This is a genomic window from Ruegeria sp. B10 (assembly GCF_056539825.1).
The window spans coordinates 281,864-301,163 of sequence record NZ_JBQFVP010000001.1 but is presented as its reverse complement, the minus strand read 5'-3'; the positions used below and the strand labels follow the sequence as shown (position 1 = coordinate 301,163).

The following is a 19,300-nucleotide window of genomic DNA, read 5'->3' as shown; positions in this document are numbered from 1 at the left end:
CTAGGTTTAGCGCATGTCCACGCAATGGCTCAAACCCTATATGCCGCGCGGCCTGTATGTCCGGGCTGCGCTGATTCTCGTCCTGCCGGTGGTGGCCTTGCTGCTGGTGGTGGGCATCGCGTTTCTGCAAAAGCATCTGGAGGACGTGACCGCGCAAATGACGCAAGCCGCCGCGCGTGAGGTCCGACTGATCACTCAGACCATGGCCGAATCTGAGACTCGGCAACAGGCGCTGGCCGCCGTGCGTCCCGATCTAAGCGCTTTGTCGATGAAGATGCAGTTCCTCGATGCGGATGAGATGCCGGAAATCGGCCGGCGCAGGTGGTACGACTTTATAGCGCCACAGGTTGAGGCGGATCTGATGGCGGAATTGCCCGACCTTGTGGCAGTTGCCCTGCCCAGCGGGCAAGAGGCACGCCTGTATATGCCCACTCATCTGGGCCTGTTGCAGCTGACCTTTGATCGACGGCGTCTGTCCCCTGCAGCGCCGCATCAGTTGATTGTGACGATGGTTTTCTTTGCCATCATCATGACCTCGATCTCGTTTCTATACATGCGCAATCAGCTGCGTCCCATTACGCGGCTTGCGGATGCGGCGCAGGCTTTTGGTCGCGGACGGGTGGTGCCGTATTCCCCCGGCGGCGCGGTCGAGGTTCGGGCCGCGGGCAACGCTTTTCTCGACATGCGGGCGAGGATCGAGCGGCAGATGGAGCAGCGAACGTTGATGTTGTCCGGGGTCAGCCATGACCTGCGTACTCCGCTGACGCGGCTGAAACTTGGCCTGTCGATGTTGCCCGAAGACGAGGCTGCGCCGTTGCAGCAGGACGTAACCGAGATGCAGTCGCTTCTGGACGCGTTCCTCGACTTTTCGCGCGGTGCCGCAGAAGGCGCGCCCGAAGAGGTCGATCCCGAAGCTTTGCTGACGCAAATCGTTAGCGACGCAAAAAGGGCAGGGCATCAGGCGGAGTTGGTTGCCGTCGACGGGCAGGGGACAGCGATGTTGCGACCATCGGCCATGCGCCGGGCGGTTGAGAACCTGATCGGCAACGCCGTGCGCTATGGCAGCAAGGCGGATGTCAGCCTGACGCTGTCGCGGAAATCTCTGCGCATCCGGGTCGAGGATGATGGGCCGGGTATCCCGCCCGAACAGCGGACCGAGGCCGTTAAGCCCTTTTCCCGTTTGGACCCTGCACGTAATCAGAACCAAGGTAGCGGTGTTGGTTTGGGCCTTGCCATCGTGGCCGACATCGCCCGTGCCCATGGCGGCGTTTTGCGCCTTGGTAAAAGCGAGCGACTGGGCGGGCTGTGTGCTGACATCATCGTAGGGCGCTAGAGGCGCGGCGTTCTTATGAAAACAGCGGAATTTGGTAGGCCCGGCAGGACTTGAACCCGCAACCAAAGCGTTATGAGCGCTCTGCTCTAACCAATTGAGCTACAGGCCCGCCTGAGCGCTTTGAGTACCACGGTGATCGCCCGCGTCAAGCCTGACCGTTGCATCAAAGCGCACAATCGACTAACCCGCCCGCAAACCATTCATGAGGGATAGGCCATGACAGCGGGCAAGAACGGAATCACCTACGCCGACGCGGGTGTGGATATTGATGCAGGCAACGCTCTGGTCGACCGCATCAAGCCTGCTGCCAAACGCACCAATCGCCCCGGAGTCATGAGCGGTCTGGGCGGGTTCGGCGCGCTGTTCGACCTCAAGGCCGCTGGCTATGAAGACCCGATTCTGGTGGGGGCCACCGACGGTGTTGGCACCAAGCTGCGGATCGCGATTGATACAGGTGTTGTGGATGGCGTCGGCATTGATTTGGTCGCAATGTGCGTCAACGACCTGATCTGCCAGGGCGCTGAGCCATTGTTCTTTCTCGATTATTTCGCCACTGGCAAGCTGGACACCGATACTGCCGCGCGGATCATCGAAGGGATTGCCGAAGGCTGTGCGCAGTCGGGATGCGCCTTGATCGGTGGCGAAACTGCCGAGATGCCGGGCATGTATCCCGATGGTGATTTCGATCTGGCCGGGTTCTCGGTCGGCGCGATGGAGCGCGGTGCCGATCTGCCCGACGGCGTAGCGGCGGGCGACGTTCTGTTGGGATTAGCCTCCAACGGGGTGCATTCCAATGGCTACTCTCTGGTGCGCAAACTGGTCGAGATTTCCGGGCTGGGCTGGGAGGCCGACTCGCCCTTTAGCGACGGCACGTTGGGCGAGTCGCTGCTGACGCCGACGCGGCTTTATGTGAAGCCTGCACTGGCCGCGATCCGCGCCGGGGGTGTGCATGCGCTGGCTCATATCACCGGCGGCGGTCTGACCGAAAACCTGCCGCGTGTTCTGCCCGAAGGGCTGGGCGCGCAGATCGATCTGGACGCATGGGATTTGCCGCCTGTCTTCGGTTGGATGGCCGAAACTGGCGGGACTGCCGAAGCTGAGATGTTGAAGACTTTCAACTGCGGCATCGGCATGATCGTGGTCTGCGCCGAAGATCAGGCCGACGCGCTGACTGCTTTGCTGACTGAGGCGGGTGAGACCGTGTCGCGCATCGGCACCGTGACCGACGCGGCTGGCGTGGCCTATTCGGGCAAACTGCTGTGAGCCACAAGCGCGTCGCGATCCTGATTTCCGGCGGCGGGTCAAACATGGTCTCTCTGGTCGACAGCATGATCGGAGACCACCCTGCGCGCCCGTGTCTGGTTCTGTCCAACGACGCGCAGGCCGGTGGTCTGGCAAAGGCGCGGGATCGCGGCATCGAAACGGCCGTGGTTGATCACCGCCCCTTCAAAGGGGATCGGGCGGCGTTTGAGGCGGAGTTGCTGAAGCCGCTTGAGGCCGCGCAACCCGATATCGTCTGCCTGGCAGGGTTCATGCGGGTTCTGACCGGCGATTTCGTCTCGCGTTTTCAGGGGCGGATGCTGAACATTCACCCCTCGCTGCTGCCGAAATACAAGGGCCTGCACACCCACGCCCGCGCGATCGAAGCGGGTGACGCCGAACATGGCTGCACCGTGCATGAGGTCACCGCAGCGCTGGATGATGGCCCAATTCTGGGGCAGGCGCGGGTTACCATTGCACCCGATGACACCCCCGATAGCCTGGCCGCCAAAGTGCTGGTCTATGAGCACCAGCTCTACCCGCCTGTGCTGCGGCGGTATGCGGAAGGCAACAGGTCCGTTCTTATGCTGCCCTGATCGCCCTTGGGTGATTTACACCCGGCGGAAATTCGTCCTATGGTCGCCGATAACGCTCGGGACGGTAGAAAAACGGGCAGTCACACAAAGAACAAGAATAGTACGGCGCATGAGAACTCTGACAACGACGCAAGAGCTGGCTGATTTCTGCTCGGCTGCTGCTGCCTTTCCCTATGTCACTGTAGATACCGAATTTCTGCGCGAGCGGACCTACTATTCAAAACTGTGTCTGGTGCAGCTTGCCGTCCCCTCCGAGAATGAAGACAGCGCCGTTCTCGTCGACCCGTTGGCTGATGGTATCTCGCTTGAGCCGCTCTACGAGCTGTTCCGGAATGAGAGCGTGGTCAAGGTGTTCCACGCTGCGCGTCAGGACCTTGAGATCTTCTGGGTCGATGCGCATGTGTTCCCAACCCCGCTTTTTGACACGCAGGTTGCTGCGATGGTCTGTGGCTTTGGTGAACAGGTGGGATACGAGACGCTGGTGCGCAAGATCTGCAAGCAGGGGGTTGATAAAACCTCGCGCTTTACCGACTGGTCGCGGCGTCCTCTGACGGATGCACAAAAGACCTATGCGCTGGCCGATGTGACCCATCTGCGCAAGATCTACGAACATCTCGCGGCCGAGCTTGAGAAGACCAAGCGCAGCCATTGGGTGTCCGAGGAGTTGCGCATCCTGACCCAGCCCGGCACCTATGACATCCGGCCCGAGGATGCGTGGAAGCGTGTCAAAACGAGGACCAACTCGGCCAAGTTTCTGGCGGTTGTGCGGGAGTTGGCGCAGTTCCGCGAATCCCATGCGCAGGATAACAACATCCCACGCAACCGCGTGTTCAAGGATGACGCGCTGATCGAGTTGGCCTCGACCAAACCCAAAACGCCATCAGACCTTGGCGGCTCGCGTCTGTTGCTGCGAGAGGCGCGCAAAGGGGCAATTGCGGAAGGCATTCTGGCGGCCGTCAAAAAGGGTGTGAACTGTCCACCCGAACAATTGCCCAAGGTCGATACAAGCCGCGACAAACTAAAGGTTAACCCGGCGCTGGCCGATCTGTTGCGGGTGCTACTGAAATCGAAAACCGAAAGCTCGGGTGTGGCGGCAAAGCTTATCGCCACCAGCGCCGAACTGGACCAGATCGCAGCGGGCGAGCGCGGCCTTCCCTCTATGACCGGCTGGAGGTTCGAGGTGTTCGGTGAGGATGCTCTGAAGCTGTGCGAAGGCAAGATCGCACTGGCTGCAAAGGGGCAAAACGTGAAGGTCGTGCCCCTCTGATCGTTTAGCGGCGGCGTGATTCCAGGGCGTTTTGCTGCCCAACCACGCGGACCAGGCGAATGCCTTCAAGCTCTTGCCGGGAGACGTTGATGGCGTCGGAAACCATTCGCGAACGCTCAGTGCCTTGAGCCGTTTGCGCCTTGGGGTAATTCACCAGGAAGGTGAACTCCATCACGCCGTTCTTCTGGTTTTCTTCCGAATTCACGGGCACCAGACGGGCGTTAAACGCGCCCTGGCGTTGCGCCGTGCCCGAGGAATAGACGATCGCTCCGGTAGGCGTCGCGTCGATCCGCAGCTCGTCGATTTTTGCAATTGGAACGCTGGTGTCTTCTTCTACGGGACGATCAAACAAGCCGATGCCATCGCTTTGTCTTGGCACCAGGGCATAGGCCTCGTCTACCGGGGCGGTTTCGACCGGGGCTGGCTGGCTGGATCCGAACCAGTTCGACGGGTTCGCCCGTGAATTGCGCCAGCTATTGCAGGCAGACAGGGTCAACGCGGCGATGATAAGAAGAGACAGTGATTTTTGCATGGACCCACGGCTTTAACAGTCATTCACGCAATGGGTTAGCGCAATTTCCTTGCCTTGAAAAGCCACGGCGAGGGCTGGACAGGGGGCTATCGTCGGCATAGGTCACAATTGTGAATGAAACAGAAGGACCGCCGCGCCATGGCAACGCCCGCCTTTGAAGAAATTGTCGAAGACTTCGAGTTCCTCGAAGATTGGGAGGACCGCTATCGCCATGTGATCGAACAGGGCAAGGCGATGGAGCCACTGGACGATGCGCTCAAAGTTCCAGCCACCAAAGTGGACGGCTGCGCCAGCCAAGTGTGGCTGCACCCGATGATCGATGGCGGCGTGTTTCGTTTCGATGGGGATAGCGATGCGCTGATCGTCCGTGGCCTGATTGCGGTTTTACGTCTTCTTTACAACGACTTGCCGGTTTCTGAGGTGATCAAGGTCGACGCCGGCGGAGAGTTGGCGCGGCTGGGCCTGAATGACCACCTGTCCGCCCAGCGGTCGAACGGTCTGAGGGCGATGATCGAACGCATCCGCGAAGTCGCGCAGGAGAATGCGTAGCGTCAGCGCGTTCTTGTCGCCCAATCAGTCAGCGTGGTTTCCAGATCGCCATAGCCGGTCAGGCGGCGCTCAAAATCCAGACCCATACGCTCGGCACATTCTTTTGCGCGCGCCGTCAGCGCGGGATCATCTGTTTGGGCCTGATAGACTAGTTTGGTGTAGTTCCCGAAATACATGTCTCGCAGCTGAGGATGGCGATCCAGCCCCAGCGGTTTCCAGACAAAGGCATCGAACTGTCGGGCTAGAAAATCTGTCAGGTAGAAGGCGGTTGTCTCGTCCTCTCCCTGAGCGGCAAAGGCCTCGTTCCCTTCGAAGAACGAATAGCAATGCGGGCCTTTGACCATCTCGATACCCAGCCGGTCGCATGCCTGTTGTAGCAGGCCGCCAGTGCCGCAATCCGCGTAGACGACGAAGACCTGATCGTAGTTCTCACGATGCTTGGCAATCGCGTCCTCGACAGCCTGTGTGATTTTCTCGGGGTGGACATGAAGGATCGCGGGCAGGCAGGTCAGATCCATATGGTCCCAGCCGTTGCGGGTTTTGAGGTCCAGAATCTCGCGCGCCAACGCCCCACAGGCCAGCAACAGGATACGGCCCTTGCCGGTTTCGTCATATCCATCGGTCGTCAGACTGGCGTCATCGGGATGTTGGCTCTGTGCCATTCCTAGGTCCTCTGGTTGGCTGGTCCGGGTGATTTTGCCCGAAAACGCGGCTTGAAACAAAAAGGCCGCCCGAAATCGAGCGGCCCTTTCAGAACATAAAACGGTGTTCTTATCCCGCCAGTTGGTTGTGCTTGCGCGAGACGAAATCCTTGGCCGTCTCAACCGCCACAGCCGCGTCACGGCAATATGCATCAGCGCCGATGGCTTTGCCGAACTCTTCGTTCAGCGGTGCGCCGCCGACCAGAACGATGTAGTCATCTCGAACGCCTTGCTCGACCAGCGTGTCGATCACAACCTTCATGTAAGGCATGGTCGTGGTCAGCAGGGCCGACATGCCCAGGATGTCGGGCTGTTCGTTTTCCAGTGCTTCCAGGTAGTTCTCGACCGGGTTGTTGATGCCGATGTCTACAACTTCGAAACCTGCGCCTTCCATCATCATCGAAACAAGGTTCTTGCCGATGTCGTGGATGTCACCCTTCACGGTGCCGATGACCATCTTGCCCACGCGCGGTGCGCCTGTTTCAGCCAGCAGAGGCTTCAGGATCGCCATACCGCCCTTCATGGCGTTGGCGGCCAGCAGAACCTCGGGCACAAACAGGATGCCGTCGCGGAAGTCGTGGCCAACCACGGTCATGCCGCCGACCAGAGCTTTGGTCAGGATGTCGTAGGGGGTCCAGCCGCGCTCGAGAAGGATGTTGGTGCCTTCTTCGATCTCTTCTTTCAGGCCGTCGTAGAGATCGTCGAACATCTGTTCAACAAGCTCTTCGTCGTTCAGTTCGGACAGGATGATGTCTTCTTCGTCGGACATGGGGTGTTTTCCTGAGCTGTGCGGACCCTTGGTCCGGGGTGGCATTTTTTTCGTTTTGGCCAAAACGTCGCATATTTACTGTGACGATTGCGACCTCGGCGGTTTCGGGACCGACGTTTATGTCAAAAATCGGCATTGGGCGACAGAATAATATGCATGATCATCCTGTGTCTGGCTCAGGTTAGCAAAAACAGTGGATGGTTGCCTGGCGTTCAGTATTCGCGTATCAATATGATGAGAACGAAGAGTGAACGAATGCAACCTCAAACCAATATCCGCGCTCGAGGGACCGCATCCAATGACGCGGGTCGCTTTGAAAAACTTGCCACGGTCCAAACGGATGACGGTTGGGACATCGAAGAAGATCAACCGCTTCTGAGAACCGAGGTCCGGGACGAGGTGGCGCGCAGTGTGATCACCTATAATCGCTCGCCCGACCTGCCGTTTGACCGCTCGATCAACCCGTATCGCGGGTGTGAGCATGGCTGCGTTTATTGCTTCGCACGGCCCAGTCACGCCTATCTGGGGCTGTCTGCAGGGTTGGATTTTGAGACCCGTTTGACCGCGCGTGGCAATGCGGCCGAGGTGCTGCGCAAGGAATTGTCAGCGCGGTCCTACAAGGTCGCGCCGATTACCTTGGGTACCAACACCGACCCTTATCAACCCGTTGAAAAAGAACGCGGGATCACGCGGGCCTGTCTTGAGGTTCTGAGGGATTTCAACCACCCCATAGCGATCGTGACCAAAGGGACCCTGATCGAGAGGGATCTGGATATTCTAGCGCCCATGGCCGCGCAGGGTCTGGTTCGGGTCGGGATATCCCTGACAACTATGGACGCGGGCCTATCTCGTCGTATGGAGCCGCGCGCGCCGTCTCCCAAACGGAGGGTGGAGGTCATCCGACGTCTCACCGGGGCAGGGGTGCCGGTGCGGGTGATGACCTCGCCCGTTGTGCCCGGGCTTACGGATCATGAGCTTGAGACCCTGCTGGAGGTCGGGCATGAGGCCGGTGCCGACACTGCAAGCTGGATCATGCTGCGTCTGCCCCGAGAGGTGTCGGCGCTGTGGCAGGACTGGCTGGCCGAACATGAACCCGCGCGGGCCGAAAAGGTCATGGCGCGGCTGCGCGAGATGCATGGAGGTCGCGACTATGACCCACGCTGGGGTCACCGGATGCGGGGAGAAGGTGAGTATGCCGAATTGATCGCAAAACGCTTCAAGGTGGCCGTCAAACGTTTGGGCCTGAAGGTGAAGTCCGACGAACTGCGTCGCGATCTTTTCGCAAAACCTACGCAGTCGGGCGATCAGATGAGCCTGTTTTAGGCCGCGCGTCAGAAACTGATACCGATCCCGGCTGTGAACCCGTTGACCGTGTCGCTGCCATAGTAGCGGACCATGATCCGTGTGGTACTCACCCATGGCACCCAGGTGTCGGACAGATCAACCTCGATCCCGCCGCCGACGCGGGCCAGCCAATCTGTGCCCAGAACAATCGACTGATCCCCGGCCAGGTAAGAGATAGACAGATCCCCGACCCAACGTACCGGTCGGCCAAACATCCGACTGCCTGTCGGAAACCGGTACCGTGACCAAAGCACTGCATTTGCAGCCGTCGATTGCACGAGGAGGTCTTCGTCGTCACCAATGGGCCAGTATTCGATATGCGTGTAGCGAAGGCTCATCTCGAACTCTCGGTCATTGGTCAGAGGGCGTGCGTAATCCAGCGTCAGCGAACCGCCCGCACCTCCGGCCCAGAGACCGCCGCTTTCGAGGAAATCAGCTTCTATGCCAAGCCGCTCGGCGATCACTTGAGCGGCGACTGACGTGTCAGATTGGGTGCGCCCGATCGAGATATGCGCCATGGGCGTCAGTTTCCATCGCTCTCCCAAGTCAAATTGGTAGCCGATACCGCCTGTTACAGCGGCGCTTGTCCATTTGAGTGGCAACGTGGTGGTTTCGCCGGAGCCAGAAAAGAACAGGACCGGGTCATAGCGCGCATAGCCGATATAGCCTTCGAGGTAGATGGGCACGCCTTCGCTCAGTCGAAAGCCCCCGCCCAATTGCGCAGATTTGAAATCATACTCTCGATTTCCCGTGTTTGATTGCAGGGAGATCGCACTGGCCGAGTCATCAGGGATGCCAGCAAGGCCCAAAATAGCCAGAGAACCCGCCGCGTTTTCGCGCTGGATCTGTTTGAAAATGTCCTCAAGAATCCCTTGCGCCAAACCAGACGCCGGAAACGCAAAAAACGCCAGAAAGGCTATTTGAAGGAACCGACATACCATCGCAACACAGGGTTTCTACAATTTCACGAGACCATATCCATGGTCTTAGGCTGAGAGAAGCAGGCGCAAAAACCGCCGGGGCAAGTGACGCAGCGCTACAACAACTCAGGATCAAAAAAAAGGCCCCGGAGAACGTCCGGAGCCTTGTTTCTGTTTGATCTGTCGTGCGGTTCAGCGCTTTTCGATATCCACGTAGTCGCGAAGTGTTTCGCCCAGATACAGCTGACGCGGGCGGCCAATCTTGTTCTGAGGATCGGCGATCATCTCTTTCCACTGGCTGACCCAGCCGACTGTGCGCGACAGGGCGAAGATCGGTGTGAACATCGAGGTTGGGAAGCCCATCGCTTCGAGAATGATGCCCGAATAGAAGTCCACGTTCGGGAACAGCTTCTTCTCGGCGAAATACGGATCTTGCAGAGCTTCTTTCTCAAGCTCTTTGGCGACCTGCAGTTTGGGGTTGTTTTCAACACCGAGCAAATCCAGGACTTCGTCGGCAGATTGCTTCATCACCTTCGCACGCGGATCGAAGTTCTTGTAAACCCGGTGGCCAAAGCCCATCAGGCGGAACGGATCATTCTTGTCCTTGGCGCGGGCGATGTATTCGGGGATACGATCGACGGTGCCGATCTCTTCCAGCATTTCAAGGCAGGCCTGGTTTGCACCACCATGTGCCGGACCCCAGAGGCAGGCGATGCCGGCGGCGATACAGGCAAACGGGTTCGCGCCCGAAGACGATGCCAGGCGCACGGTCGAGGTCGAGGCGTTCTGTTCGTGATCCGCGTGCAGGGTGAAGATGCGGTCCATCGCGCGACTGAGGATCGGGTTCACCTCATATTCTTCGGCCGGAACGCTGAAGCACATGCGCAGGAAGTTCGACGCATAATCCAGATCGTTGCGCGGATACACGAAGGGCTGGCCTGTGTGATACTTGTAGGCCCAGGCCGCAATTGTCGGCATCTTGGCGATCAGGCGATGCGAAGCAACCTCGCGCTGATGCGGGTCCGAGATATCGGTCGAATCGTGATAGAAGGCCGACATCGCTCCGACGACGCCAACCATGATGGCCATCGGATGCGCGTCGCGACGGAAGCCGCGGTAAAAATACTGCATCTGTTCGTGCAGCATGGTGTGACGCGTGATCGTGGATTCGAAAGTTTCAAGATCTTTTGCAACCGGCAGTTCTCCGTAAAGAAGCAGGTAGCAGACTTCGAGGAAGTGCGACTTTTCGGCCAGCTGATCAATCGGGTAGCCACGGTGCAGCAGCTCACCTTTGTCGCCGTCGATATAGGTGATGGTGCTGTCGCAGCTGGCGGTCGAGGTAAAGCCGGGATCGTAGGTGAACACACCTGCCTGACCGTAAAGCTTGCGAATATCGACAACATCAGGCCCAGCAGTTGGAGAGTGAACGGGCAACTCATACTCTTTGCCATGGACGGTCAGAGTTGCTGTCTTGTTGCTATCAGTCATGGTTGTCCCTTCTTCATGTGTGCGCAGGTCAGTTCATTGCCCTGACCTACGGGCAATGGCTGCGCGCGGGCGCGCAGCCCGGGTGTGTTAGCGGTGCAGCGTTACCCGAATATGAAGATTGGGTTTAAACCGCTGCTTCAGAAAGCCGCGCCAGGGTTTCATCGCGCCCCAGCACAAGCATCATGTCAAAAACCGAAGGAGTGACTGCCCGACCCGCCAATGCCGCCCGAAGTGGGCCTGCCAGCTTACCGAACTTGACCTCCTTTGCTTCTGCAAAGGAATTCAGAGCCTCCTCCAGCTCGTTCCGGGACCAGCTAACATTTTGCAGCTGCGGCGTCAATTCACTCAGTATACCATCGGATACAGATGAGAGTGCCTTTTGGGCTTTCTCATCGCACTCGATGGGGCGCGAGGTCAGTACAAAATGCGCTTTTTCAAGCAGTTCCGGGAAAGTCCGAGCGCGGTCCTTGAGACAATACATCGCGCTTTCCAGATCACTGGATTGTGTTTCTGAGAGAGGTGGCAGGTCGGCCGCCGCCAAGTAGGCTTCGATTTCACGCCGCAGCGCAGCATCATCTGAGATCGCAATATGCTGGCCGCACAGGTTCTCGAGCTTTTTCAGATCGAACCGCGCCGGGCTTTTGCCGATTCCGCCCAGATCGAACCATTCTTTGGCCTGTTCATCCGTAAAGAACTCGTCGTCGCCGTGGCTCCAGCCGAGGCGGGCCAGATAGTTGCGCATCCCTGCGGCGGGGTAGCCCATCGCCTGATATTCCTGCGCGCCGAGGGCCCCGTGACGTTTCGACAACTTCTTGCCATCCGGCCCGTGAATTAGTGGGATATGAGCCCAAACCGGAACATCCCAGCCCATCGCCTCATAGATCATCATCTGGCGCGCGGCGTTGTTCAGGTGATCGTCGCCCCGGATCACATGGGTCACCCCCATGTCGTGATCATCCACCACAACCGCGAGCATATAGACCGGTGTCCCATCTGAGCGCAGCAGAATCATGTCGTCCAACTGGTCGTTCCGGATGGTCACGTCACCCTGGACCTGATCGCGGATCACAGTGGCTCCGTCTTGCGGGGCCTTAATACGGATCACGAAGGGCATATCCGGGTGGTTTGCAGGGTCGGCATCGCGCCATGGGCTGCGGAACAGGGTCGATTTGCCCTCGGCCCGGGCTTGCTCACGAAATGCCGCGATTTCGTCCTGGGTCGAGAAACACTTGTAGGCTTTGCCTTCGGCCAGAAGCTGATGCGCTACTTCGGCATGACGCGCAGCTCCTTCGAACTGGCTGATGACATCTCCATCATGATTCAGACCCAGCCACGCCATCCCTTGCAGGATCGCCGCCGTGGCCTCTGGGGTCGAGCGTTCGCGGTCCGTGTCCTCAATCCGCAACAGGAACTTGCCTCCGCGTCCACGCGCATAGAGCCAGTTGAACAGCGCAGTTCGCGCGCCGCCAATGTGAAGAAAACCGGTAGGCGAAGGGGCGAAACGGGTGACGACCTGATCGGACATTGTGTTGATTAACCTTTTGGTAACCGCGATGGGCTTAGCTTGGCGCCTGTCTAACGAGCCTCAAGGACGGGGGCAACCATGCGTGTTCTCGCACAGGTCCGGTTGGCGCTGCTGAACCAGATCGGGTTTTTGTTTCCGTGGTCTCCGGTGTGTTTGGCCCTTGGGATCGGTCTCTATTTCGGGTTGCGGTTCGAAGCTGAGGGGCCTTTGTACCTGGGTCTGGCCGTCACGGGGTTGGCTTTGATCGGCTTGGGTCGTGTGTTGCCTGCCGGATGGGGCGCGTTGGCAATCGGGGGGGCGCTGGTAGCGGCTGGCTTTCTGCTGGCAGGTGCCCGCGCCCATATGGTGGCGGAACCGGTTCTGTCATGGCGATACTATGGCCCTGTCGAGGGGAGGGTCGTCGCCATGGACCGCTCCGCCTCGGATGCGCTGCGATTGACGTTGGATCAGGTGCGGGTAGGGGACGTGCCAGAGCACCGGCGTCCGCAGCGCATCCGTCTTTCTGTTCATTCCGAGGTCGGGCCAATCGCGCCGGGACAACGGATCATGACCACGGCGCACCTGTCCCCGCCGCAAGGCCCTGTCGAGCCCGGAGGATTCGATTTCCGTCGTCACGCCTGGTTTCAAGGGCTGGGGGCCGTCGGGTACACCCGGGTGCCGGTGATGACCATCGCGCCGCCGCAGGACGCGGTGCAGGGTGTTCGGGTCACGGCCATTCGCATGGCAATCTCGGACCATGTGCGCGCCTATCTTCCGGACGAGGTCGGAGGGTTCGCAGCCGCCGTCACGACAGGAGACCGGAGCAGCATGGGGCAAGACACGCTCGATGCGCTGCGCGCGTCAAATCTTGCGCATCTGCTGGCGATTTCAGGCCTGCATATGGGGTTGCTAACCGGGTTTGTGTTCATGGCCTGCCGCATTGGATTGTCTGCAATCCCCGTTTTGGCCCTCCGTTTGCCCGTCCGCAAACTTGCCGCTGGATGTGCGCTGTTCGCGGCTGTGATCTACCTGATGCTATCCGGCGGCAATGTTGCGACCGAGCGGGCCTTTGTCATGGTCAGCGTCATGTTCGGAGCAGTTCTGATCGACCGGCGCGCCATTTCACTACGGGCTGTCGCTGTGGCCGCATTGATCGTGTTGACCCTTCGCCCCGAAACCCTGCTCAGCCCCGGCTTTCAAATGTCTTTCGCGGCGACCACCGCTCTGGTCGCTGTGTTCGGAGCGCTGCGTGATTTTCGGCCGATGCCGGGGCCGAAATGGTCCAAAGCCGCTATTGGCCTTCTAATGTCCTCTGCCATCGCGGGCCTTGCAACCGCACCAATCGGAGCGGCGCATTTTAATACGATGTCGCATTACGGCCTGCTGGCCAATCTGCTTTCGGTGCCAGTCATGGGGTCCATCGTCGTGCCCGCAGCCGTTGTCGCGGCGCTGTTGGCGCCTTTCGGGTTGGAGTGGATCGCGCTTGAGGTCATGGGGCTGGGACTGCGTTGGATTTTGATGATCGCGGAGTGGGTGTCCGGGTTGGACGGATCTCAGGGCTATGTGGTTGGCCCGCCATGGTTTGTCCTGCCCATGATCGCGTTGGGAGCGCTCTGGCTGGCTTTGTGGCAGGGCCGAGCGCGATGGGTTGGAGTGGCTCCGGTGGTCCTGGCCTTTGTGCTTTGGACCTCGGGCAACCGGCCTGAGGTTCTGATCGCCGAATCCGGCGGGCTGGTCGGCGTTATGACTAGTGAGGGCCGTGCGCTCAGCAAAGAAAAGGGCAGTGGATTCGTGGCCACGGTCTGGCTTGAGAATGACGGAGACGGACTGACCCAGGGGCAGGCGGCCAGTCGGTGGCCGGGCCATGCAGATCGTGTGCAAAGGATCGCTCTGACCGGGGCCGAGGTGATCCACCTCACCGGCAAACGCGTGGCGCTTGAGTTTGACGAATGTAAAACCGGTCAGATCATAGTGTCTTCGGTCGATCTGAAGCTCAGCGGGGATTGCACCATTTACGACCCGGACCGGCTGTATGAGACCGGGAGCCTGTCGATCTCAGGTGGCAAATTAACCTCAAGCGCCGAAATGATCGGCGATCGGTTGTGGTCCCCGAAATCCACGAGGACCCGCGCGAAAACGGGCAATCAGTAGGTCCGGATCAATCCGACCAGACGGCCCTGAACCTTTACTTTTTCCTGCGGCAGAACGCGGGTTTCATAGGCGGGGTTCGCGGCCTCGAGCGCGATGGCTTTGCCACGGCGGAAGAACCGTTTCAGCGTCGCCTCCTGATCCTCGACCAGAGCAACAACGATATCGCCATTGTCGGCAGTTGAGGTTTCGCGGATCACCACAACATCGCCATCGTTGATCCCGGCGTCGATCATCGAATCTCCACGGACCTCAAGTGCGTAATGCGACCCTTGGCCCGAGACCATCGGGCCGGGCACGGCAACGCGGTGTGAGACATGGCTGATCGCCTCGATCGGAACACCGGCTGCGATCCGGCCCATGACTGGTAGTTCCATCGCGTCGACCGAGACTGGCTCGAAATTGGCAGGGCGCGGGCCTTCGGGCTTGTCGCCCTCGATCACGCGGGGGGTGAAGCCCGCCGTGGGCTCTCCGCCTAAGCTCTCTGGAAGTTTGACAATCTCAATCGCGCGGGCGCGGTGCGCCAGACGCCGGATAAAGCCGCGTTCTTCAAGCGCTGTAATCAGTCGGTGGATGCCGGATTTGGATCGAAGGTCCAACGCCGCCTTCATTTCGTCAAAGCTGGGCGGAACGCCGTCTGCTTGTACGCGTTTGTGGATGAATTCCAGCAAATCCAGCTGCTTCTTGGTCAGCATCGCTTATACCTCGTCGCTTATGCGTTTGCATTTGTTCTACGCATGTTCACGTTTTGTGTCAACGATTTTGAGGATGTTCTACAGCGGCAGGTACTGAACTTGGGCCCCTACGGGCAAGGCTGGATCTTGCGGCGGGCGCATCAGTAAAGCATTCGCATCGGCCAGAACGCTCAGCAAGGAACTGTCCTGATCCGCGCAGGCCCGAATGCCGTTTTCACCGACGATAGCGCGCATGTAATGTTCACGCGGACCATTGGCTGCAAGCGGTTCGGTCAGTACGGCTGTTTTGAACGGGTTGAGTAAGGCCTCCAACCCGAGCATTCGCCGGACCAGAGGAACAAGGAACAGATAGCCGCAAACCATTGCACTGACCGGGTTTCCGGGCAATCCGACCATCGCCGCATCCCCCATGCGACCGGCCATCAGAGGTTTACCGGGCCGCATGCGGATTTTGTAGAAGGCGCGCTCCACGCCTAATGCCTCGGAGACGTCAGAGACGAGATCATAGTCGCCGACAGAGGCGCCTCCGATCGTGACCACCAGATCCGCGCCCATGGCCAGCCCAAAGGCGGTTTCCAGCGAAGATGCGGTATCCCGCGCGATGGGTAGTATGCGAACATGCGCGCCTTCACGCTCCAACAGCGCCTTCAAACCGAACGTATTCGACGCGATGATCTGATCCGGACCCGGAACCTCTCCGGGCATCACCAGTTCATCCCCGGTCGAGATCAACGCGATCTGAGGTTTCCGCGCAACCGGGACCTGAGGGATATTCATAGCCGCCATGAGCGCCACATCCTCGGGGCGGATCACGCGCGGGGCGGTGATTGTCGTGCCCTTGGTGAAGTCAATTCCAGCAGGTCGGATGTTGGTTTTCTTACCGGGGTCATCGCTGATGGTGATCAGGTCGCCATTACGGTCGACATCTTCCTGAATCACAACGAAATCTGCAACTTCCGGCACTGGCGCGCCGGTAAAAATCCGTACGGCCTGACCCGGACCCACTACGCCGTCAAAGCGATTTCCGGCTGCTGATTCACCCACCAGCTTGAACATGGCGTGCAGTTCGACTTCGGCCGCTTTGACCGCATAGCCATCCATTGATGAGGCCGCGAAAGGCGGTTGATCACGCGTAGCGCTCACGTCCTTCGCCAGCACACGACCTGCGGCCTCGGCCAGAGGGACGGTTTCTACGGGAAGCGTTTCAACCAGATCAAAAAGCAGGGCGCGGGCGTCTTCGACAGTGATCATGTCGCCTCGTAACGACCTGATTTTCCGCCGTCTTTCAGCAATACGCGAATGCCGCCGATCTCCATCGCTTTGTCGACCGCCTTGGTCATGTCATAGACGGTCAGCGCTGCGGTCGAGACGGCAGTCAGGGCCTCCATTTCAACGCCGGTTTGGCCCGACGTCTTGACGGTGGCCTCGATCTGAACGCCGGGCAGGTCGGGATCAAGCGTCAACTCGACCGCGACCTTGGTCACCGGCAGGGGGTGGCAAAGCGGGATCAGGTCTGGGGTTTTCTTGGCCCCCATGATCCCCGCAAGCCGTGCGATACCCAGAACGTCACCTTTCTTAGCGCGACCTTCTGAAATCAAATCAAAGGTTTCCCGGGCCATCTTGATGTGGCCAGCGGCCACGGCCACGCGGTCGGTCACCTCCTTGTCCGAGACATCGACCATATGAGCCTGCCCCTTCGCATCAAAATGGGTGAGCGGCATCACATCACTCCGGGGATCAGCGGGTTGGAGAGGATGTGGCGGGTGGCCAAGGTGACATCATCCTGCCGCATCAGGCTTTCGCCGATCAGGAAGCACCGCGCGCCGTAGCGAGCGATATCCGCCAGATCCTCGGGTGTGCTCAAGCCGCTTTCACAGACGATGGTGCGATCGCCGGGCACCAGCTTGGACAGGCGGCGCGTTGTATCCAGAGTGGTCTCGAAGGTCTTGAGATTGCGGTTATTAATCCCGATCAGTGGGCTCTTGAGTTCTGTTGCGCGCTCCAGCTCTTCCTGATCGTGAACCTCGATCAGGACATCCATACCCCAGTCAAACGCTGTCTGCTCCAACTCCGCGGCCTGAGTGTCCTCGACCGAGGCCATGATGATCAGAATGCAGTCGGCGCCCAAGGCACGTGCCTCGATGACCTGATAAGGGTCATACATAAAATCCTTGCGCAGCGCGGGCAGGTTGGTCGCGGCACGCGCGGCGGTCAGATACTCTTTCGCACCTTGGAAACTGGGCGTATCGGTCAAAACCGACAAACAGGCTGCGCCGCCGTCTTCATAGGCTTTTGCTAGAGCCGGGGGGTCAAAGTCTGGCCGGATCAAACCTTTGGAAGGGCTGGCCTTTTTTACCTCGGCAATCAGGCCATAGCCAGACCGGGCGGCTTTACGCAGAGCTTCGGCAAAGCCGCGAACCTCGGGTGCGTTTCTGGCGTCGCTTTCGAGCTCATCCAGGGATTTCTGTGCCTTGTCCGCTTCGATTTCTTCCAGCTTGTAGGCTTTGATTTTGTCCAGAACGGTCTCGGTCATGCGGCTTCCTGTGTGATCCGCGCCAGCGCGGTGACTTTTTCTTTTGCTTTGCCACTGTCGATGCTTTCAGCAGCCATTTCAACACCTTCGCGCAGATCTGACGCGGCATCAGCCACGACCAGAGCTGCCGCCGCGTTCAACAGCGTCGCATCGCGGTAGGCCGAGGGCGCGCCGTCGAGTAGAGCGCGGAACGCGACGGCGTTGTCTTCGGGTGTGCCGCCGACGATGTCTTCGAACGGATGGACGGGCAGGCCAGCATCTTCGGGATGCAGTTCGACCTCCTTGATGCGGTCGTCTTCCAAAGCGGCGACCCAGCTTATGCCTGTGATCGTCAGCTCATCCGTTCCGTCCGAGCCATGTACAAGCCACGCTCGCTCGGAGCCAAGCAGGCCCAGTGTTTCTGCCATGGGGCGGATCAACTCGCGCGTGAAGGCACCGGTTAGCTGACGTTTGACGCCCGCAGGGTTGGTCAGCGGCCCGAGAATGTTGAAGATCGTGCGGGTTCCAAGCTCTTGCCGTGAGGGCATGACATGGGCAATCGCAGGGTGATGCATGGGGGCCATCATGAAGCAGATGCCGGCCTCATTCAGCGCCTTTTCAACAACTTGAGGGCCAACCATCACGTTGATCCCCATCTGTGACTGCAGATCAGCGGTGCCCGATTTCGAGCTGAGGTTGCGGTTGCCGTGTTTGGCGACCGTCACACCGGCCCCGGCAGTCACAAAGGCCGTCGCGGTGGAAATGTTGAGGGTGTGCTTGCCGTCACCGCCCGTTCCGACGATGTCCATCGCGCCCTCGGGCGCGTTCACCGCGTTGCATTTGGCGCGCATCACGGCGGCGGCGGCGGCGTATTCCTCGACCGTCTCGCCGCGCGTGCGCATCGCCATCAACAGACCGCCAATCTGGCTGGGCGTGGCTTCGCCGTCGAAGAGGATGGCAAAGGCCTGCTCGGCCTCGGCACGGGTGAGAGGGCGGTCGGCGGACGCTCCGATCAGCGGTTTCAGGGCGTCGCTCATGCGGGAACTTTCAACTCTTGCAGGAAGTTCTTGAGCAGGGCGTGACCATGCTCGGATGCAATGGATTCCGGGTGGAACTGGACACCGTGGATGGGCAGCTCTTTGTGCTGCAGCCCCATGATGGTGCCGTCTTCCAGCTCTGCCGTGATCTCGAGGCAGTCGGGCAGGCTCTCGCGTTCAACCACTAGCGAGTGATAGCGCGTGGCCTCAAAGGGCGAAGGAAGCCCGGCGAAAACACCTTTGCCGGTGTGGTTCATGGTGCCCATTTTGCCATGCACGATCTCGTGGCATCGCACGACCTTGCCGCCAAAAGACTGCCCGATGGTCTGATGCCCAAGGCAAACACCCAACAACGGAGTTTTGGTCTCGGCTGCGGCTTCGGTCAGGGCAAGGCAGATGCCCGCCTGATCCGGGTCGCAGGGGCCGGGGCTCAGCAGAATTCCGGCGGGATTCATCGCCATGGCCTCTTGTACGTCCAGCGCATCATTTCGGCGAATGACCATTTCGGCCCCAAGTTCGCCCAGATAATGCACCAGGTTGTAGGTAAACGAGTCGTAGTTGTCGATCAGCAGCAGCATTTGGCACTTGTCTTCGCTTGGGCATTTCAGGCTGGCGATGCAGCCCCGGGCCACGGTATAATGTCGG

19 protein-coding genes and 1 tRNA gene are annotated in these 19,300 nt (G+C 59.5%); 7 read left to right on the top strand and 13 right to left on the bottom strand.

Annotation, left to right across the window (positions count from 1 at the left end; translation table 11 throughout):
- The first annotated feature begins 13 nt into the window (after positions 1-13).
- The gene (locus ACR0J4_RS01555; RefSeq protein ID WP_170641802.1) at positions 14-1,333 is read left to right on the top strand and encodes an ATP-binding protein; all 1,320 of its coding nucleotides are present in this window, start codon (positions 14-16) and stop codon (positions 1,331-1,333) included.
- Positions 1,334-1,365: 32 nt separating this feature from the next.
- On the opposite strand, the gene ACR0J4_RS01550 is transcribed toward ACR0J4_RS01555, so the two are convergent.
- Positions 1,366-1,442 (bottom strand) — tRNA-Ile (locus tag ACR0J4_RS01550).
- Between the two features lie 107 nt (positions 1,443-1,549).
- On the opposite strand from ACR0J4_RS01550, the gene purM reads away from it, so the two are divergent.
- The 3 genes from purM (at position 1,550) to rnd (ending at position 4,456) form a co-directional block, all read left to right on the top strand.
- Positions 1,550-2,596, top strand: a complete 1,047-nt coding sequence (gene purM, locus ACR0J4_RS01545; RefSeq protein WP_170641800.1) for a phosphoribosylformylglycinamidine cyclo-ligase — start codon at positions 1,550-1,552, stop codon at positions 2,594-2,596.
- Complete coding sequence (gene purN / locus ACR0J4_RS01540) at positions 2,593-3,189, top strand: phosphoribosylglycinamide formyltransferase (RefSeq protein ID WP_170641797.1); 597 nt, start codon at positions 2,593-2,595, stop codon at positions 3,187-3,189. The genes purM and purN overlap by 4 nt, the downstream gene beginning before the upstream one ends.
- A 109-nt stretch (positions 3,190-3,298) precedes the next feature.
- Entirely contained in the window at positions 3,299-4,456 is a 1,158-nt protein-coding gene (rnd, locus tag ACR0J4_RS01535) for a ribonuclease D (protein WP_170641795.1), read from the top strand.
- Between the two features lie 4 nt (positions 4,457-4,460).
- Here the strand turns inward: rnd and ACR0J4_RS01530 are convergent, their stop codons facing one another.
- Entirely contained in the window at positions 4,461-4,988 is a 528-nt protein-coding gene (locus tag ACR0J4_RS01530) for a hypothetical protein (RefSeq protein ID WP_170373821.1), read from the bottom strand.
- A gap of 138 nt (positions 4,989-5,126) precedes the next feature.
- On the opposite strand from ACR0J4_RS01530, the gene ACR0J4_RS01525 reads away from it, so the two are divergent.
- Positions 5,127-5,537, top strand: a complete 411-nt coding sequence (locus ACR0J4_RS01525; RefSeq protein ID WP_170467692.1) for a SufE family protein — start codon at positions 5,127-5,129, stop codon at positions 5,535-5,537.
- 2 nt (positions 5,538-5,539) lie between these two features.
- Here the strand turns inward: ACR0J4_RS01525 and ACR0J4_RS01520 are convergent, their stop codons facing one another.
- Both ACR0J4_RS01520 and ACR0J4_RS01515 read right to left on the bottom strand, forming a co-directional pair.
- Positions 5,540-6,199, bottom strand: coding sequence for a DUF1638 domain-containing protein (locus ACR0J4_RS01520; protein WP_170466756.1), 660 nt, complete (start codon positions 6,197-6,199; stop codon positions 5,540-5,542).
- Positions 6,200-6,308: 109 nt separating this feature from the next.
- Entirely contained in the window at positions 6,309-7,007 is a 699-nt protein-coding gene (locus ACR0J4_RS01515) for a corrinoid protein (protein WP_170373819.1), read from the bottom strand.
- Positions 7,008-7,262: 255 nt separating this feature from the next.
- Here ACR0J4_RS01515 and ACR0J4_RS01510 point away from each other — a divergent pair, with 255 nt between their 5' ends.
- The gene (locus ACR0J4_RS01510; RefSeq protein ID WP_170641793.1) at positions 7,263-8,330 is read left to right on the top strand and encodes a PA0069 family radical SAM protein; all 1,068 of its coding nucleotides are present in this window, start codon (positions 7,263-7,265) and stop codon (positions 8,328-8,330) included.
- A gap of 8 nt (positions 8,331-8,338) precedes the next feature.
- Here ACR0J4_RS01510 and ACR0J4_RS01505 read toward each other — a convergent pair whose 3' ends face one another.
- From ACR0J4_RS01505 to gltX, 3 genes are all read right to left on the bottom strand, one after another.
- Entirely contained in the window at positions 8,339-9,232 is an 894-nt protein-coding gene (locus ACR0J4_RS01505) for an autotransporter outer membrane beta-barrel domain-containing protein (RefSeq protein WP_480668273.1), read from the bottom strand.
- Positions 9,233-9,463: 231 nt separating this feature from the next.
- Positions 9,464-10,759 (bottom strand): citrate synthase, encoded by a 1,296-nt coding sequence (gltA, locus tag ACR0J4_RS01500; protein ID WP_170641789.1) that lies wholly within the window; start codon positions 10,757-10,759, stop codon positions 9,464-9,466.
- A gap of 124 nt (positions 10,760-10,883) precedes the next feature.
- Positions 10,884-12,284 carry a glutamate--tRNA ligase gene (gene gltX, locus ACR0J4_RS01495; protein ID WP_170641787.1) on the bottom strand — a complete coding sequence of 467 codons (1,401 nt, stop codon included), beginning with the start codon at positions 12,282-12,284 and terminating at the stop codon, positions 10,884-10,886.
- A 78-nt stretch (positions 12,285-12,362) separates the two neighbouring features.
- On the opposite strand from gltX, the gene ACR0J4_RS01490 reads away from it, so the two are divergent.
- Complete coding sequence (locus tag ACR0J4_RS01490) at positions 12,363-14,414, top strand: ComEC/Rec2 family competence protein (protein ID WP_170747368.1); 2,052 nt, start codon at positions 12,363-12,365, stop codon at positions 14,412-14,414.
- Here ACR0J4_RS01490 and lexA read toward each other — a convergent pair.
- From lexA to ACR0J4_RS01460, 6 genes are all read right to left on the bottom strand, one after another.
- Entirely contained in the window at positions 14,408-15,106 is a 699-nt protein-coding gene (gene lexA, locus ACR0J4_RS01485; RefSeq protein ID WP_170548481.1) for a transcriptional repressor LexA, read from the bottom strand. The genes ACR0J4_RS01490 and lexA overlap by 7 nt on opposite strands.
- 78 nt (positions 15,107-15,184) lie before the next feature.
- Positions 15,185-16,357: a molybdopterin molybdotransferase MoeA gene (locus ACR0J4_RS01480; protein ID WP_170548484.1), complete on the bottom strand. Its 1,173-nt coding sequence runs from the start codon at positions 16,355-16,357 to the stop codon at positions 15,185-15,187.
- On the bottom strand, positions 16,354-16,827 hold the full coding sequence (gene moaC / locus ACR0J4_RS01475) for a cyclic pyranopterin monophosphate synthase MoaC (RefSeq protein ID WP_170548488.1): 474 nt from the start codon (positions 16,825-16,827) through the stop codon (positions 16,354-16,356). The genes ACR0J4_RS01480 and moaC overlap by 4 nt, the downstream gene beginning before the upstream one ends.
- Entirely contained in the window at positions 16,827-17,639 is an 813-nt protein-coding gene (trpC, locus tag ACR0J4_RS01470; protein ID WP_170641781.1) for an indole-3-glycerol phosphate synthase TrpC, read from the bottom strand. The genes moaC and trpC overlap by 1 nt, the downstream gene beginning before the upstream one ends.
- Positions 17,636-18,655: an anthranilate phosphoribosyltransferase gene (gene trpD / locus ACR0J4_RS01465; RefSeq protein WP_170641780.1), complete on the bottom strand. Its 1,020-nt coding sequence runs from the start codon at positions 18,653-18,655 to the stop codon at positions 17,636-17,638. The genes trpC and trpD overlap by 4 nt, the downstream gene beginning before the upstream one ends.
- A complete protein-coding gene (locus tag ACR0J4_RS01460; protein ID WP_170459279.1) occupies positions 18,652-19,233 on the bottom strand; it encodes an anthranilate synthase component II in 582 nt (193 codons plus the stop codon). Before ACR0J4_RS01460 ends, trpD begins: the two co-directional genes overlap by 4 nt.
- Positions 19,234-19,300: the final 67 nt, after the last annotated feature.